The following is a 17,813-nucleotide window of genomic DNA, read 5'->3' as shown; positions in this document are numbered from 1 at the left end:
AATATTCCTGATAATGCCACTTAAAATTTTAAATTGGCGCCATAATTATTATAGTGTCGTCTTTTGGCTCTTTTTAATGAAAAAATCTATCCTCACTAATTATTTAAAAAAGTTAACTATCATTAATTTCAACATTCATGTTAATTTTTATTTTCTTAATCAAATGCTGTGATTACATTGATATTCAATTGAATTGGTGTCTGTAAGAATATAACAGACCTTACCTTATATATCTTCCGTGGATTTATTATATCTAGAAGTTATGAACAGGAAATAGCGACTGCCAAGGCTTATAATAAATTTTTCATTTTAGAATGATCTTTTATTGTAAGCTTTCCTACATTCAAGCTACCCGCAAACGGGATAGAGTATACTAGGAATGAAATATTTATTAAGGTTTATTAATACAGGTTATCTAAGGGCAAATATAACAAATTACATTGAAAAATACTTATATCAGTTTTGATGAAGTACTCTAAACTTAAAACATAATGAGTCAGACTTTATCTGACAATTACCAATACTTCGGAATGTGTTATGTCAAGTCAGATTCGGTTGATACGTTTTCTTTCAAACGGCCTGCCCATCTTCAACTGTTACTATCAATACACAGCACAACACTTTTAGCTTGATAAGTGCGATTAATATTATAATAGATAGACCATTCGTTTAAATTTTTACCCCTCTGTTGACCGATAAATCTTTCGATATAATGATGGTTGGTAGAACTCTTGTAAAATAGTTTTATGGAATCTTCCATCGATACACTGGTTTGTAAATGGCTTGCTGTATATATTTCATTCATACTTAATAGCCGTGTTACACTAGATTGTAACAATATTCTGTTCTACGATCATTCAGGTAACATAAAACTGTAAGATAATGTATGGCATAAAACGGAAATACAATGCCCTTCAGAAAGTCCTAAAAAGTAATTTGTATTTCGATGGTATACAGCTTGCAATAAATTTCTGTTAAAAAAGCATCGATATAGCCTTGCTGTTAAAAATGGCAAACCCCTTAAACTTTCCTACATACAAGATATCCCGCGAGTCTAGATAGACTGGATGGTGAGTTTCAATTTCCCCTCAGGCTCCACCATGATGTCGCTATCTATCCGAAGCCTGATCCTGCTACTCCGTAAGAATTGGCACCTCCTGAGTACCTTGGCTTAAAGCGTCTTTAATCACAATTGAGACTTAGCCAAGTCATGCCACAGCCAGGTATTAAAAACCCCAATAGAGTAAAAAAATACACTGCCTTTAGGCAGTTCATTGGAAACGGATAGTTTTCCATAGACAAGCTCTTACAAAAAAGACAAACGCTAACTTCAATAACATAGTTTGCCTGATTTCTATGGTTGGGTACCAGCAGATTCATCTCAAGAAGAGTATCTACACCAGCAGTTTAAGCATAGAACGTGAAAGTCATTTGATATATTAAGCATATTCCAAGCTTCGTAGATGTTCCCATATCTAATTTAACAATCCGATTTTTAGTTAATGTAACGATCATTAGTAAGGATCATGAGGTTTATCCTTAGTTTGTTTTTAAACGCGCATCAAAACAATAAATTATATTTTTATAGAAGGATCTATCAGATATGGTCTAAAATAATATAAGTTATTTATATGGCTGCAAGATAATTTTCTTGCAGCCTTGATGAGTTGAAATTAATATTATACCTATTATCGGAACATTGGTGCTTTAATATCTTCATTTAAACCGAGAGAGAAATCCTCTCTTTTATGAGTAAGAAATGGGCTATAGTAAGGATCTATACCTAAATGAGTTCTCCAGCGATTTTTTAAACATGTAGCTTCTCGTTCAAATCTTGCACGTTTTTCTGGTGTGTTATCAAGGCCACGGCTAATAGATTCATGATGATACATTTCTGCAAAAGGTGTCCAAAGATTACGAAAACCGGCTTTTTGGACCTTCAGGCATAAATCCACATCATTAAAGGCTACTTCAAAATTTTTCTCATCCAACCCTCCAACTTTCTCATAGGTTTCTTTTCGTAGTAATAAACAAGCAGCTGTTACTGCAGAAAAATTTTGGGTGCAAATTAATCGGTTCATATAGCCCATCACACTTTTTTTAAAAAATTTATGCGCATGACCTGCCAGCCCACCAAGTCCAATTACAACCCCAGCATGTTGAATTCGATTATCACTATAATACAACTTTGCCCCGACACAGCCTATATTTGGACGGCTTGCATGAGCAACCATTTCCTCTAGCCAATTCGATGAAATAACTTCTATGTCGTTATTAATCAAACCAATAATTTTTCCATGGGCATGTTTCACCCCGAAATTGTTAATAGCTGAATAATTAAATGGTTGGTCATATTTTATAACTCTCACTTTATTAAAGTTTTTTATGTATTCTAGATACTCTATCGTCTTTGGGTCTTTACTTTGGTTATCTAGAATTAATATTTCATAATTTTCATATGAAGTCTTTTTGAGAATACTTTCTACACATTGTTTTAGTATCGGTAACATATCCCGAGTAGGAATTAGAAGGGAAACCAACGGATTTTCATTCAGAATCGGCCAACGTACATACAGTGCACCTTGATCTTTTTCATATTCAACTTCAATATTCCTTTGCCCTTTATCATTAAAATATCGTTTCAGAATTTTTTTTGAACTTTCCAGGTAAAGATCTTTATTAAAATCACTAAACCTATGGAAGAGAATTCTTGGTATATGAAAAATAGAATCATTAGGTTTCTTTATTTTTTTCAGTATTTGAAGAAGTAAGTTGTAATCCCAGGCCATCTCATTATTCAAGTTACTGAATGAAGAGGCTTCTAATAGTCCAGGAGCAAAAACTACAAATTCACCTATATAATTTATTGAATAGAATAAATCTGGATTCCACGCTGACTTGAAGTTCGGTGAAGACCTTCGGCTAGCACTATTAAGCATGTCTTCATCAGAATAAATAATTTTCGCTTTTGGTTTCTTACGTAAAATGTATTCAAAACAAGAAAGGGCTTTATTAGCAAGGACCGCCCTAGGGGGGCACATGAGATAGTAGGTATCTTTATTTAAAATTTTTTCAATCGATTGTCTATAATTAACTCTATCAATCAATCTGATTTTTTCATTATAACCAATTAGAGACTTAATCTTAGAGATTATCTTTCGATCTAGAAATTCCATTGGGATAATGAATAGGTTCCAGTTCTTATATTTTTGAGATATTATAGAGTATACAGTTCTTTTAATGCTATCTAAATTACTAGACTGGTCAACTGGTATCAAAATGGTAAAACTAACTTCAGTTAAACCGTCTAGCTTAGGCCAAAGGCCTGGTTCAACTTTTTTTATCCACTCTCTATAGGAAATTCGGACACCATTAGGATTGAAAGTGGAATCATAATATGCCCATCGATAAGTTAATCTTGATGGAACTGAAAGTGACCTGCAAGATAGCCGGGCACGCATTCGATTGCGTGCGAATAACTTAGAAACACGAACTAGTGTTAATCTCTTAATTATAAAATTGCATTTATTTTGTGCCGGAGAAAACGATAAATTTTCTTCTCCTCTGGCTAACCAAATCAATCGTTTTGCCATACGTCCATTTCGTACGGATAAATTCAACTGTTTAGATTTCCGCCCTGATTGATGATGAATTGTGAAAAAGGTCTCAAGATAGCTTGTATCTGATTCAATCAAAACTTCAACCATATACCAGCCCCTTTTAAGTCTATTCTGCTCTATAGTAAATAGAGGTAGATTTGATATTGATTTCCCAACAATACAACCATTTTTATTTGCCTCGGTTAATATATCCTGGGAAGGGCGAAGTAATGGGCGTAAATCCAGTCTTGTTAAATGGGGAATATTATTAGTTAGGCGCTTAGCTACTTTATACATCTATATGAGCCCCATTTATATATTTCATTGTCTTAGTTAAATTAAAAATCTATTTTAAATTATTTTATTTTTATTGTCTGCCTTAAAGTCAAGTATTTTGTACAGAAAAGAATATAATTAAAGGGTAAGAATATTCTAATTGAGTGTCTTTAGACCACTTTTCTATCCATTGACCCTGACTTACTATTATTTCTTCACGCTCTTTATCATTTAATCCAGCCCATTTTTTTTCAATTTCATCTTCTAGGCGATAGCCAACTATTGGTGCTCTAATAACAAAGCGACCATTAGTTTGCGCCAGTAGATAATTTGGACGTACCTGATTGAGTATAGTAACATCTATATTTCCAGCTGAATGAACAAATATTACTTCAGAAAAAATTCTAGAAACATAATCCAGCATTGTATAGCTAGATGAAGATCCAAAAATCAAACACTTGGCAGAAACCAAGGCCTCTTTATTTTGAGTAATCAGGACCCGCCCCATATTAGGTAAATGGTTATCATAATGAACCCATTGACGATATGAAATACCATTAGGTATCAACTCGCGAGCAGTCCGCCTCGGAAATATCTTATTTCCTAAATCTCCCGCCCTAACAACCTCTCTAAATTTATCATCTGAAAATAAACTCGCGACTGCTACGGTATCCAAACCTAGAACTTCTAAAGCAGCTAATAAACCACATTGTGCACCTTTGTGAGTCCAGTGGGTATCACATACACGAAAAACTCTATCCTTTGATGCTTGCATTCTCTTCACTGGATGCACAACATTATGCTTTTTATCTGCCAATTTCTCCACTTGCTCTACGGGGGTCGTTGACCCTTTTCTATGAGGATAATAGTCTGACATCACCATTTCTTTACTTGGTGCTATCAATACTGAATGAGCAGAGAGATATTCCTCCGCTAACTTACTTAAAGAATCCAAATAATCATACCAAGCCCGCTTTTCACGCCAATCTAATAATAATTTTCCAGTAAATTGTTCGACACTCTGATTGGTATCATTATCAAGAAAGAGCCAACCATCATGCCCTTCAATAATCTTTAAACTCCCTTCTATGAAAATTTGCATTGTGTCATAGTCACATTTATTATTTTCAAAACCAAAAAAGCAAGTATCACTATTTAACGGTACAGCTGCACGAAATCCACAATATAATCGTGGATGTCCCTTTGACTCTTCATTTAAAACTCTTCTTATGACATCTGGCCTTGATAGATTTATCTTTAAATAATATTTCTTTGAATTCAATCTTATATAAGGTCTAACTGTAGCGCCTTCTTTAGCCAGAACCCAACCTTGGAAAATTAAACCACTTCCCAAAAGAGTTTCAGCATCATAGGTCTGTTCACGACGCGGATAATCCATACACCACCGGAAGACTTCCGGGCAATTATTCGAGAGTGGTATTATTGAAATTTGATACATATTTTAGTTTTTAACAACGCTTTACTAACTCTAAAAAACCAATACTAATTATTCTCGTATAAGTTCGTGCTCTGTTATTAATGCTAGAGCTCTTTTGAGTTGACGAAGCATAACAGCCTCACAGAAATGCTGTTCCACTCTCTGCCTACCTCTTTTCCCCATACGTAAGCGTAATTCTCTATTAACTACTAATTTATTAATTCTATCTGCTACTTCATCAATATTGCCAAAAGGCACCAAAAATCCGGTGTCATTATCTCGAACAAGCTCAGGTATAGCCCCACGATGATAGGCAACTACAGGAAGTTCAGAAGCCATAGCTTCCAATACCGTTCGACCAAATGACTCATGAAAGTGGGAAAGATTGACCACAATATCAGCCTGGGCCAAGGCCTTTTGCGGGCTGGTAGCATAACCAACGAATTTAAGGTTCTTAGTAATTAGTCCCCGATTTTGACTGACTTGTAAGTCTTTAATGTAATCATTCTCTGGACCTATTAATATACAGACAGCAGGAATAGCTTTATTTTCAAGTCTCCTTGCCAAATCTACAAAATCTGATAAACCTTTCTTGGGTAAATTACTACTGATTAATACTACCCGAACAATCCTCTCATTCGAACTGTCTGCCTCAATAGATGTCTTGTATTGATTTGTATTTATAATATTCGGTATCACTACCGTATTAACTGCGCCCAGTTCACTCTTAACAGCTTCCGAGTTTACTAACACTATATCAGCTAGTGACTTAACATGAGAAATAATATTCAATGCATCAGTTTCTAACAATTTGCAAAGAGCTATATCATGTTGTGGTAATTCACGTACATGAACTAAGGTTGGTACCTTCTGAGCTCTTGCCGCTAATAGAGGCTCATTAAGTACAAGTGTATTGGTATAGACTGCCTTGATATTGAATCGAGTTATCAGTGCCTCAAATTGTCTTAAGGTGACATGGTTTGCTGGCCGGTCAAATTTCCACCAGCCATAAGGAAGAATTACCACTCGCCAAGCATAATCCCTAATTTGTCCAACATAAAAACTATTGAGAGCACTTGGTAGCGCTACAATAAGATTAACATTCAATTTGCTTAAAGTAGACAACACATCGAGGAAGCTTCTTTCTGCCCCGTACAACAACTCACCAGCTTGATGGGCACACAGAAGTATATTCAAAGACTTCGGTCGATATTCTTGTTTCCCTGAAATCTCTGGTAGAGGCTCAAATTGACTTTCAATACCTATTGTCAAATAGTGATAAAGTGCTGGTATATTATCTTTACCGGACTCCATATATTTGTATCTATAACCAGATTCACTAAAATCTGGACCTGGATCCCTTCCCTCTGAAGCACCGACGGTCCAATAATGCTCGAATAGATCTTCGGATAAATTCTGCAAATCTGGGTACATTTCTAAGTACCATGATTGATTGAAACGTCCTGATTGCTGCACGATATCCATAGGATTTGGCTTCAATACTTTGTTCACATTAAGACATAAAGCCTTAGGTGCTAAAAATGGACGGTGCTTTGGACTTGACGGCAAATAAAGATCTCCCATCTCCATAGCTTCTGAGTGCCAACGCCTTGCAGCATCTTCATAATCCTTACGAAGCCCAACAAAACGTGTGCTAACGTGTGTTTCACTATTCTGACTCAGGGAGTTATTTGTAATGCGGCCAAAACTAAGTGGTATATTTGGTAACACTTCAACTAAAGCTTCCTCACCAAAAACCTTTAGTAACCTATAGTAATATTCAGTATCAGCATTTACAGACACTCTGTCCCAATAGCCGATAGTATCTATTACCGAGCGACGTACCATCAATGAAGAAATATTGCGATGTACCCAACTCTCATCTGGAAACCAACGAGAAAAATATAGATTGTTGTTAGCGCGCACCCAATGTGAAATAGAACCTTGTGCATTTTCTGATTGAAGTAAAGCTTTGGCCTGTATTTCTATCTTTTGAGGATGAGACCAGTCATCACTGTCGTGAGTGGTTATCAAGTCGCCTGTCGCACTCTCCAAAGCAGTATTACGAGCACCATAAGAACCTTGATTCTTTTGATGACGAATTAGATGAAGCTCTAACCCAGGACGAAAATGACTACATCTTAAATACGAATTTAGTATTCGCCAAGTCCCATCCGTACTCGCATCGTCAACGATTATAACCTCTAGATTACGCCAAGTTTGATTACATAGTGATGTTAACGCTGTAATCAATGTATCCTCAGAGTTGTAAGTAGGTACAATAACCGAAACTTTCGGATCAGACTCCCCACCTACAATAGTAATCGGTAAAGTAGGAGTTATGGTATCCAAGCCTAATAGGCCGTCACCAGTATTGGTCAATCTACACAACTCGTATCGAGTAAGAAAACTATTGATCAATTCCAGGCGCTGATAATTAAGCTGACTACTTGACCGAGTACCATCTAATTGACTTACTAAATTAGATTTGGCTAGATTCAAATCAACGCACTCACCAAAACGCTGGGCTAATATGTCAAGCTCATTTTGAGCAATATCCAAATGTCCACATCGAAGTGCAGCCTCCAACATAAGTAAGTTTGGACCAGCATGAGCTGGATAGGAAAGTCCTTTCTCATGAAAACGCAGTAAAATATTTAACACTTTCTGCCAGTCATTTTTTACTGCGTACCAACGGGAGGTAACCCATGCTGCATAGTGACGCTCTAGCTTAGTGGCATCCGGTGTATCTATAAGGCGAATCAGCCTTGGTAATAAGAGTTTATTCCCCCCGCGCCACAGGTGATATTCCCAAGCAAGAGCGCGATTATTATATGGTAATCTACCTTCAAATTGTCCATGATTAATATAGTGTAAAAGAGGATCTATTCCCGAAGCAGCAACATCAGTATAGGTCTTTAAATACCACTCAGGATCAAAGTTCTCTATGCATGGTACAGTATCCTTAACATTAGTAAAATTTTTTTTGCGCCTATTCTTATACCAATGCAAAAGATGCTTCAATCTCAACATTTTTTTAATCCATTCAATAGGGTAGGGGCTCGCGCCCTTCCTTTCGACCCATGGATATATAATGTAATAATGGGTTAAAGCCACTATCTTTAACGTCTAAATTAGTATCCAAGTACCATTGACTATCAAATCCAGGGCCAGGATTACGCCCCTCAAATGCACCATGTTTTAGGTAATGTAAGGCTGGATCTCTTGCTGCATCTTCATTACATGCTACATCAGGATAATTTCTTAGGTACCATTCTTCATTAAAAAAACCTGATTTAATGATTTTTTGTAATTCTTTTCTTTGCCTATGTTTTTGTTTTAAACCTTTACCCAAAATCTTGGCTACTGAAAAGGTACGTTCATTGAATGTGAGATTATTAGTTAATATAGCCTTACCATCAGGGTCTAAGTTTTTTTTACGTAGTTCTTTAATTTGAAGTTCTTTTTCTTCAAGTAGGCTTGTCAACAAAGACAACTCTCTAAACCTTTCATCAACAGATTTTTTTTCTTCTAAAAGATCATCTCTCAGAGATTGAATTTTCGCCTGGAGTAATTTCTTCTCTTGGTTTAGGTTATCACGTTCATTTTTAACAAGCTTTAAATCCTGTTCAATTTCCTTATATCTAGAATTAAGTTCTGTGTTTACTTTATCTGAATCATGCTTAGCTTTCCTCATCTGTTCTAAATTGGACTCATGGGTTTTTAACTGTGATTCAAGGCTAGTAATATTTTTTTCTAATTTATGAACACTTTCTGCAGACTTAAGATGTCTGTCTTTTTGCAACTCTTGCTGTTCAGTTGCCTGTTTCCTCATCTTCTCAAGTAACTGTGTGAGGGTGGCCAGCTCCTCAAAACGTACTTTAAGGGCAATATCTTTTTCAACGAGCTCCTTGTCTTTTTGTCGTATCTGCGAATTCAAATTATTTTTCTCAATCTCCAGATTTTTAAAATTTTGTTCAACCTCTAACTCTCGCTGTTTTATACGTTGGCTAAAATCAGTAAGCTCCTTCCTTTGTAAATTAAGCTCAGCGTTAACACCTGCATACTCTGCACTCAATTTTTTTAATTTATCTTTTTTAGATAAAAGATTTATCTCTAGGGACTTTACTTTTTGTTGATATTTTTTCGCCTGCAGTACATCAATATAGGTTTGCCCTAATCTCGCGAAGTTATCGCGAACAACTTGCCAGGAAGAGTTATTCTCGTCACGATCAAATAAATTTATCAGTGTCGAACTTATCTCATCTCCTATAGAGATAACACCCAGCCCTTCCCCATAGTATAAAGAAAAATTGGTATATTCCTCTTTTAACAACTCAAAAATCCGGAAAGTCTCACACCCTGGATTCTTTTTAGAGATTCCTGGCACCAGTACAATACTTCGTGGGGACAATTTAGATTTCCAGTGTGCTACTGTACTCTCAAGATCATGTTCATCCGTAGGGATAAAAAGTAGCAAGTCAATACTGCCATCTGAAAATTGACTTGCAACATCAGACATTGAACTTTCAAGAATATATGAGAATGTATTATAATATTGGCTATTGTAATCTTGACATTCGTAATTTATACCATCAGATGTTTCATTCTGTACATCGATACTTAAATAGCAACTAGCCTTTAGGCGAAGGTGTTTTATCGCTTGACAGAGTGCGAAGTGTGCCACATCTGAGGTGGCCCCTAAAGAAACTGCCTTCCGTGGCTGATGTGCCTCAATCAGCCAAAACAAAAAAGGTAAATGCTCTAACCACTCTGAAGGTCGAAGATAATCCGGTCGCCAAAAAATTGAACTCTGGGCTAGAGAGTTGATAGCTGGCTTTTTAGCCAAGTTTTTTGATATTTTTTTTTGCTTTTTAGTCGACATCTGAAATTTCTCAAATTATATTTAGGTAAAAGCACAGCATTAAATATTGCTAAAAATACACTTCAACTCTACTCAAATATTTTTTTGTCATAGCATTGTTTTTATATAAAATAATTCTACTTTTTGAACTACTCGATTTTCAATCTAACTTCTAGACTTTTATCCAAACCACCAAGCAGCACTCTATTGCATTTAGAAAATTGGCCATATTTTTTTGAGAAAATTGAGTTGGTACTCAATTCATTTGAAGACCAACCACGCATTATTCTTTTTGACTCCGACTGGTCAGAGCTAATAACCAGTCTGAAATTAGTAAATTCAATCTTGACTCCCTTGTTTGATAAAGTTATATCACGATCACCAATGATCCAGTTAGAGGATAAATCTTGGTCATCGCATTCATCCCTCACAATCAATAACCCGTTATTTAGGTTAGAGTAATCAATTTCCCTCATAACCTTAATACCATATCCATAGCTTATACCACTCAGCACTTTTTTATTTGTCTCATGGATTAACTTCGGAGGTAAAGACAACTTTGACCTTTCTCGGATGAATGGACGATTAATGACTGGCATTGTGTGAGCATGAACGGATCTTAGGTATTTTCTTTTAGGGTTTTTTTCATCATGTAAACCAAGTCCACCATCACCTAAAAGTGTCTCACCATCTACATGAAGATAAATCATCAGATCATCATCATGACGATGGTAATTAGAGTCATGGCAGCATTTAAATATCAGGGTGAACGAGTGCTTCTTTTTGATTTTACCCTTAACTATTAGGTAACCTGAAGAGGAATAGTCGTAGACTCTATATCCCTCTTCAGGAATTTCATCATCAACCAGCCCTTTGTCCTCACTTCGAGTATCTCCAATTATCGGGAGATAACCATTAGGTAAGGTTATTGCTTTAAGAAAGGACTCTGCCTTCGCTATGTAGTGCTCCCCTAATTTCGTTACTTTATCTTCTCCAAACACTGATAGAGAAGTTAGCTGCCTTAATCTTCCGAGCATTGCTTTCTGATAGCCAGGACTATTCTCTTTATGAACACCCTCAACAGTGAAAGCAAAAGTCACCTCATTTTCTAAACGCTCACGATTAATCCTACGATAGGACTCAAAATTATCATGTGTGAACATTAAGCTTACTGTTAGTCCAATCATAGCCTGATCAAATCCATGATTGGTATGAATGGAGTAATTCTTATCATCTTGCAACCAGTCAAGATGCTCAAAAACTAGATCTTCTAACCAATTCACTTTAACATCAGCACCAACTGGTAACTCTGCAACTTGACAAAATATAAACCAGTTAACTAAGTTTTTAAGACGAAAAGCCGATGCATGATCGTGCCAAACTAATGGAGAATCTTTGTTGTCTTTCCCATTGTTTATCCAACATAAAATTGCTTTAAGACATAAAGAAAAATATTCTAATCTTTCCTCTTTGGTTTGTACCTTATAACTATTAATATACCAATTCAGAAATGGTAATGCCTGCAATTGCCACCACCAATTGCGGTCACATTTAACACTGTTCCAGTCGAAATTTAAAACATCTAGATCCACATCAGAAAAACTATTGGCTTCATATTTTCTTTCCGAAAATAATTTCTTCAGCTTGTTGTAGTCCGTCTGATTCCTGCTAAATATATTTTTATCAATATATAGTTTTGTTTCTGAAGCAATACCCATTTTCAGATTATTGATAGACATCTTGCTGCAAACTCTTTCTTTTAATTGTCTCTAAAATTTATATTTAACACACAACCTTAATCATAAGGAATATTAATTAAACAACCTTAATAACAAAAAAATCTTCCTATTATATTTTCATTAAAAACCTGATGCACCTAATACTAGTGCGTCATATATTAGTCATCCCTAGAAATTATTAAATCTTGATGGCGATTAAATATATTTTTAAATATAGCATCCTTAAATATCTCAGGGGAGTGACGAACTAAAACTTTAAAATTTTATCAAATACTTTTTTAATTTTAGTGGTGGGTTGTTACACTCACCACTAAACTTTAAGGGCAATCAGTTATTAAAACTCTGACAACTATTATAATTGAATTAAATTCGTAAGATTTCTCTCATGTTGGAATAAATTATCTCTGAATCGAACTGGCTTGCTGCATAGCTAGTTACATTTAATTTATGCTGACCATCCAAAATATAACTAACCAAAGCTTCTTCATCTGAAAATATATTACTGCTAGGGTATACAGTTGATGCCCCTTTCCATGGTAAAATTACTGGTACCGCGCCTGACGCCATTCCTTCTGCAACGGCTTGATGACTCCCTTCATAATCACTAACAGAAAGCAAATAATCAATTTGTTTATACCAATCATCCATATCATTACCATGGGAATCAAAATATACATTTCTTTTCCATGGTGCATTTTCAATTTTTTTGAATAATTTTGTGTATTTCTCGAGCTCACCAACATGTTGAGGATTATTCATCCAAGGCAGTTGTTCCGGCCTCTTACCTTTAACACGCAATTTGAAACGCTTATCTATGCCCCATAATTTTTCAAAAATATTTATGGCTCGATCTAATCGTTTTCCCCAGGGTACAATACCGACTATGCCCAATGTAAAGCCATCGCTATTTCTATTCTTAGAATTAAATCTTTTTGTGTCAACTGTGTTAAATATCATTTTAGCTTTAGATCTTGGTATATCAACCTTCTCTACAAACTCCTCATAACGATATGGAGCAATAAAAATATAACCATCAATCTTTTCAGCTTCCGATTCACAAAGATAATCTAATCTCTGAATCTCTTGTCGATGAACCCTTACAAAAAGTTTTTGACCTGGTTTTTTATTTCTGGAATACCATCGAATATTTCCTAAACCCCACTCACAAAATATAATATCCGATTGTTCTAACTTAACCAAACTTTGTGTTTCATCATGAACTGTGTGGCCTTTCCATTGATCTATCAGAATATCATATCTCTCATCTTTCTCAAAAGACCGCATGATATCTCCGATAAACTTAAGGTCATGGCCGGCAAATAGAATTGTATCTTTCTTATAGCTTACTAACCGTCTTACAATGTCTTGATGATTCACCCTTTTGGAAAAAGATTTGTAGGCCCCATATGACATTTTTGCAGCTTCACTATAAAGCTCAACACAGGTTAACGCTTGAAAGCACTTTTCTGCTGCTTCATCACAATCGTTTGCAAAAAGTGGATAATTTTGACCTAATAAATCCTTGTGCACTGTTGTCGGTCTGAGAATTACAGGTTTACCAGCACTCATGTATTCAAATAATTTTGTAGATAATTCCTGTGAGTTGTTATTATCAATTTCACTTGAGCGTAATGCAAAACCAATATCGGAACTACGTGACAATCCAATACTTTCCTGCCGTGAAACCTCTCCAATCCAATTAACATTACTATCATTTGAAAAAAATTCTTGTACTTCTTCTCGTCTACCACCAAGATCACCGTGAAACTTATTTCCTGCAATATTTAATTTCACATAGTGAAGTTTCTTTTTTAACTTCTTGAAAGTATCGACAAGACCTGGTGTCCCCCATTCTTCAGAAAACTTCCCAGTATAACATACAGTGTTAGAGCTATTTCTGAAACTAGGATTCTTTACTATTGGTGGAATCAATGGGGGCAAGATGTAAATGTGTTCTTTCGGAATAGAAAAATCTGAGGAGTAGCTATTCTTCATTCGCTCACTTTGCACAATAGTAAATGCGGTCTTATTTAGAAGATTTTGTATCTCTTTATTTTCCTCAGGGGAAAATTCACCCCTTCTCTGAAAAGGCTCAAGGGTGTAATAAACAAGCCTGTTAGGTAGGAACTCAATAAGATCCAGTCCTAAACTAATATTACCACGGACAAGAATCCTCTCATATTGATTCTCATTATCTAGGTCACGTATGGATTCTACCACCTGTTCCAACTTCATTGGCTTAGGGTGTTTTTCTATCCGTTTTATATTTTTTATTTCATTAAGTTGTGCATTCAATGGGCCACCTTCATCTGGGGCTTTTTGCAGAAAATCTAACTGAATTCGAGGGTCATTCGATAATAAACGCAAGAGCTCAACAAGCCAAACAGAAGACCCATCCATAATATTTAGATTTACATCCGCATACACTAATAATTTCAACGTATTCATGCTGCGAACTCTCTATTTGATTGGTTTGATTGCTCTACTTGGAATTGTGTTTTAATTGCTTCATCTTCTATGAAATTTTTGGAGTAGGTATCTTGCAGGTCCATTTTTAATTCAACACCATCAATAGGTTTAGCAAACTCTGTAAGAACTCTAAAAATTTCTTCATCGGTATTTCTATTGAGATATGAGTGTAAGAGGTTACTGTTTTTTAGATTTACAACAAGCCTCTTGCGGTGGTAGCTCTGTTTTTGGAATGCATTTCTTGCAATTTCAACCTCTTCATCACTACCGACAGTATATACAACATTAATAATTGGTAGGTGTGGCTCTACAAGTATGCCTAAACGTTCGCAAACTTGTTCTAGGCGATCTGCCAAAGTATGTCGTCCAAGGGTTTCTCGAACTCCAGCATTACTTATACGCTGATATTCTTCTGGGTTCTTCAAATGATTAAGAAAATCAGATATCTCTCTTTGATTATCGCTTGCACATACAATCCCCCCAAATTGTGTTATCACACCTTCTGAGTAATTGCTAATAACTGGTGTTCCACATGCTAATGACTCATACACACGGCGGGCAAACATAGTTGGACTATGTTTTACGGTATTTAAATTTATGGTATATCGATAGGATTTATAAGCTTTACTCATTTCATGAGGCTCTAAGTAACCTACAACATGACTTTTGTATTTCTTAGGAAACTGTAAATGTGCAGTCCCCCTTTTTAAACACCGATCATAAATATCGTAATTAATTCCAGCTTGTTTTAATCCAGCTACAATTGTATGGAAGTTTTCACATCGTTCTTTTTTATCACTGTAATAAGATCCAGCAAATGCCGCTTTATTATTCCTTGGTGACATACAAATGGGGTTGTGCACCTTTGGCTGACAGAAAAATGATAATGCTTGTGCATCAATTCCATAGTCTTTCTTATAGGCCGGAATCATATTTGCATCACTGGTATAAACGTAATCGAACAATTTAGCTGTTGGAGCAAAGCGTTTATAGTGAACAGGATCTTCTTTAGCCCAAAAGATACTTGGTATACCTTTTTGTCGGCAATAGGTAATGACTTTAATTAATTCATCCATTCTGTTGGGGCCGTTGGAAGTATAGCCATACATTAAGCCACTCCAACTGTTACCATTGCCAAACCAACAGCTTTCTACAAATAAAAAATCAGGATGCTTTTTTTCTAATTTTTCCCGCCAGTTTGAGGGGGTAATCAAAGTAAGGTTTACCTCCGGCCGAAAGCATTCCATGGTAAATTCATCAAGAATTGCTGCGACTTTAATATCTGACAGTTTACGCAGTGGAGTTTTTGTTTCTTCTCTACTATTAACGGAGGGAGTTTTAATAGTAGGGTTAACTTTAATCTCAGATTCGAGAATAAAGTTACCATCTAGCCAGACCTTACTTTTAGCATTCCATCGCTGCAACCCAATAGCGGCCTCCACAGCTCCTTTTGGTGGCATCAGCTGGACAATTCGTTCTTCTTTAGCGCTGATATATGAAAATGAACCTACTGTTTTAGACAAAGGTAGACCTGAATATGGACCAGGAATTTCTTTCTTTTCCTTATCGAAATATTTAACTCTTACAATGATAGATTTGCTGTGTTTATCTTCTGATTTTTCAAACTTAAGTTTTGCATTTAGACTATGTGGAATAAACTCATTGACTCTAAAATTTTCCCAAAGAGGTTCCTGATTTAACTCTATAAGATCTTTCTTCTTATTAAAGGCTTGAAATTCTCTAACACTAAACTCACGAACTATTACTATCTCCCCTTCCTGATAGTTAAAAGCACAAAAACCAAGCTCAATTTGCTCAACTCCTTTAGGAATAACAAATTTATGTCTCTCCTCTAACCCTTTATCAGATTCAAGGTACTTAAAATATGAATCAAGATGTGTAGACTTCGCTAACTTCCCTAGCGGCTGATCTATTTCATTTCCATTCATATCTTTTGATTTTAACAACATCACCGCTTTACGTTTATGATGCTTATGAAATTTTAACGAATCCTGATATTCTATGTTTGCATCAATAACAAGTTCCTGTCCTGGAACAACTTGAATTTGGAACCAAATAGGCTCTTTATTCGCTAGCGGTAAGGGTTCAATTTTTTTTATTAATTCTCTTGGGTTAGAATTATTATTAGACTCTTTTCTTTCACAATTCTTGCTGTTTAACCCCTTTAATATATTAACCAATGGTAATATACGTGTAGCCAACGTTAGGTCATTAATTACACTATTCTGTGTTGCAGGTTTCCTTAAGCTTTCTTGCAAACATTGTGTTAAATGGCTAGGTACTTCAGCCTTAAATGTAATCAAATCTTCATATTTGTTGTCATTTTCAGCCAAAGGAATCACATCAGATATTACGATTCGCTTTCCATAGGCCATTGCCTCAACCAGCTTCATCGGTGATACTAGTTCACATACCGGCATTTTTTTTCGCGGGATTACTACCGTTTCTATTAACGCATAATAATCTGCTACTTTCTCATGAGCTACACGACCAACTTGAATTAACCAGGGCTTACTAGCAAGTCTTTGATCAGCCGCAATAAAATCATTTACTGGCTGCTCATCACCTACCACCAATAATTTTATATTTTCTCCTTGCTCAATTAGTTCGGCACAAGAATCCATCAATAGATCTAATCCCTCATAAAAATTCAAGCTGCCTACATATCCTATAACTCTATCATGTGACTCTATACCCAATTTCAAACGTAAATTATCATCTTCGGGATTTTTCTTTGGAAAAGAATTAATCCCATTTGGGATAGCATGTATTTTGTTCGCACTAACTCCACGGTCAACCAATTCTGATCTCATTGCGAGATTAAGAGTAAATACCTCTAAGGCCTGCTTACTCACAAAAGAGTTACGCTCAGCTTCAATTTTAAAAAAAGAGGTGTTTTCAAAATTTGGTTCACGGGCAGCACGAGAAAGTTCCCAGAAACCACGAACTTCATTATAAAATGGTAAATTGAGGCGTTTTGCCGCGATCCATGCGGGTAGCCCAATAATATAGTCTGAGGCAGCTAATACTACTGCTGGTCTATAAACTTGGAATAACTCAACAAAGCGCGCCACACAGGCTTCCAGGTGTGCTGTTTCATCATCCGGTGTTTGATCATTATGCCAACGGCTATGGATGTATAAAACCCCATCAATTTCAGCCTCTGCATTGATTATATTTTTCTTTGCTCCCAGCTCCCATGGCCGACCCGGACGAACAATACATAACGTCTCAAAGCCATGGCTATTCAATTCCTTTGCAACCTCCTGAGTTCGTACTGCATATCCGTTACTGGCATAACTTTGCCCATGACTAACTATATAAGCTATACGCTTATCAATAGGGGTATACAATCCATTAACGGGGTGGCGCGCAAGTGTTTCAGCGTGTTTTAACAGTACATCCAT

The 17,813-nt window shown here is 35.9% G+C and carries 7 protein-coding genes; all 7 read right to left on the bottom strand.

Annotated elements, in window-relative coordinates; translation table 11 throughout:
• Positions 1-1,688 precede the first annotated feature (1,688 nt).
• The 7 genes from ACJJIJ_RS01210 to ACJJIJ_RS01180 all read right to left on the bottom strand — a co-directional run bounded on the left by ACJJIJ_RS01210 (position 1,689) and on the right by ACJJIJ_RS01180 (position 17,813).
• Positions 1,689-3,896, bottom strand: coding sequence for a glycosyltransferase family 2 protein (locus tag ACJJIJ_RS01210; protein ID WP_444938430.1), 2,208 nt, complete (start codon positions 3,894-3,896; stop codon positions 1,689-1,691).
• A gap of 88 nt (positions 3,897-3,984) precedes the next feature.
• Complete coding sequence (locus ACJJIJ_RS01205) at positions 3,985-5,274, bottom strand: alginate O-acetyltransferase AlgX-related protein (protein ID WP_252084736.1); 1,290 nt, start codon at positions 5,272-5,274, stop codon at positions 3,985-3,987.
• A gap of 108 nt (positions 5,275-5,382) precedes the next feature.
• On the bottom strand, positions 5,383-8,346 hold the full coding sequence (locus ACJJIJ_RS01200; RefSeq protein ID WP_444938429.1) for a glycosyltransferase: 2,964 nt from the start codon (positions 8,344-8,346) through the stop codon (positions 5,383-5,385).
• A 13-nt stretch (positions 8,347-8,359) separates the two neighbouring features.
• Entirely contained in the window at positions 8,360-10,198 is a 1,839-nt protein-coding gene (locus ACJJIJ_RS01195) for a coiled-coil domain-containing protein (protein ID WP_444938428.1), read from the bottom strand.
• Between the two features lie 128 nt (positions 10,199-10,326).
• Positions 10,327-11,916, bottom strand: a complete 1,590-nt coding sequence (locus ACJJIJ_RS01190; protein WP_444938427.1) for a heparinase II/III family protein — start codon at positions 11,914-11,916, stop codon at positions 10,327-10,329.
• Positions 11,917-12,279: 363 nt separating this feature from the next.
• The gene (locus tag ACJJIJ_RS01185) at positions 12,280-14,364 is read right to left on the bottom strand and encodes a glycosyltransferase (protein ID WP_444938426.1); all 2,085 of its coding nucleotides are present in this window, start codon (positions 14,362-14,364) and stop codon (positions 12,280-12,282) included.
• Positions 14,361-17,813 carry a glycosyltransferase gene (locus tag ACJJIJ_RS01180; protein WP_444938425.1) on the bottom strand — a complete coding sequence of 1,151 codons (3,453 nt, stop codon included), beginning with the start codon at positions 17,811-17,813 and terminating at the stop codon, positions 14,361-14,363. The genes ACJJIJ_RS01185 and ACJJIJ_RS01180 overlap by 4 nt, the downstream gene beginning before the upstream one ends.

This window comes from Microbulbifer mixtoriginis (SeqCode), assembly GCF_052467945.1.
The sequence above is the reverse complement of the archived record's forward strand: the minus strand, read 5'-3'. Positions and strand labels throughout refer to the sequence as shown.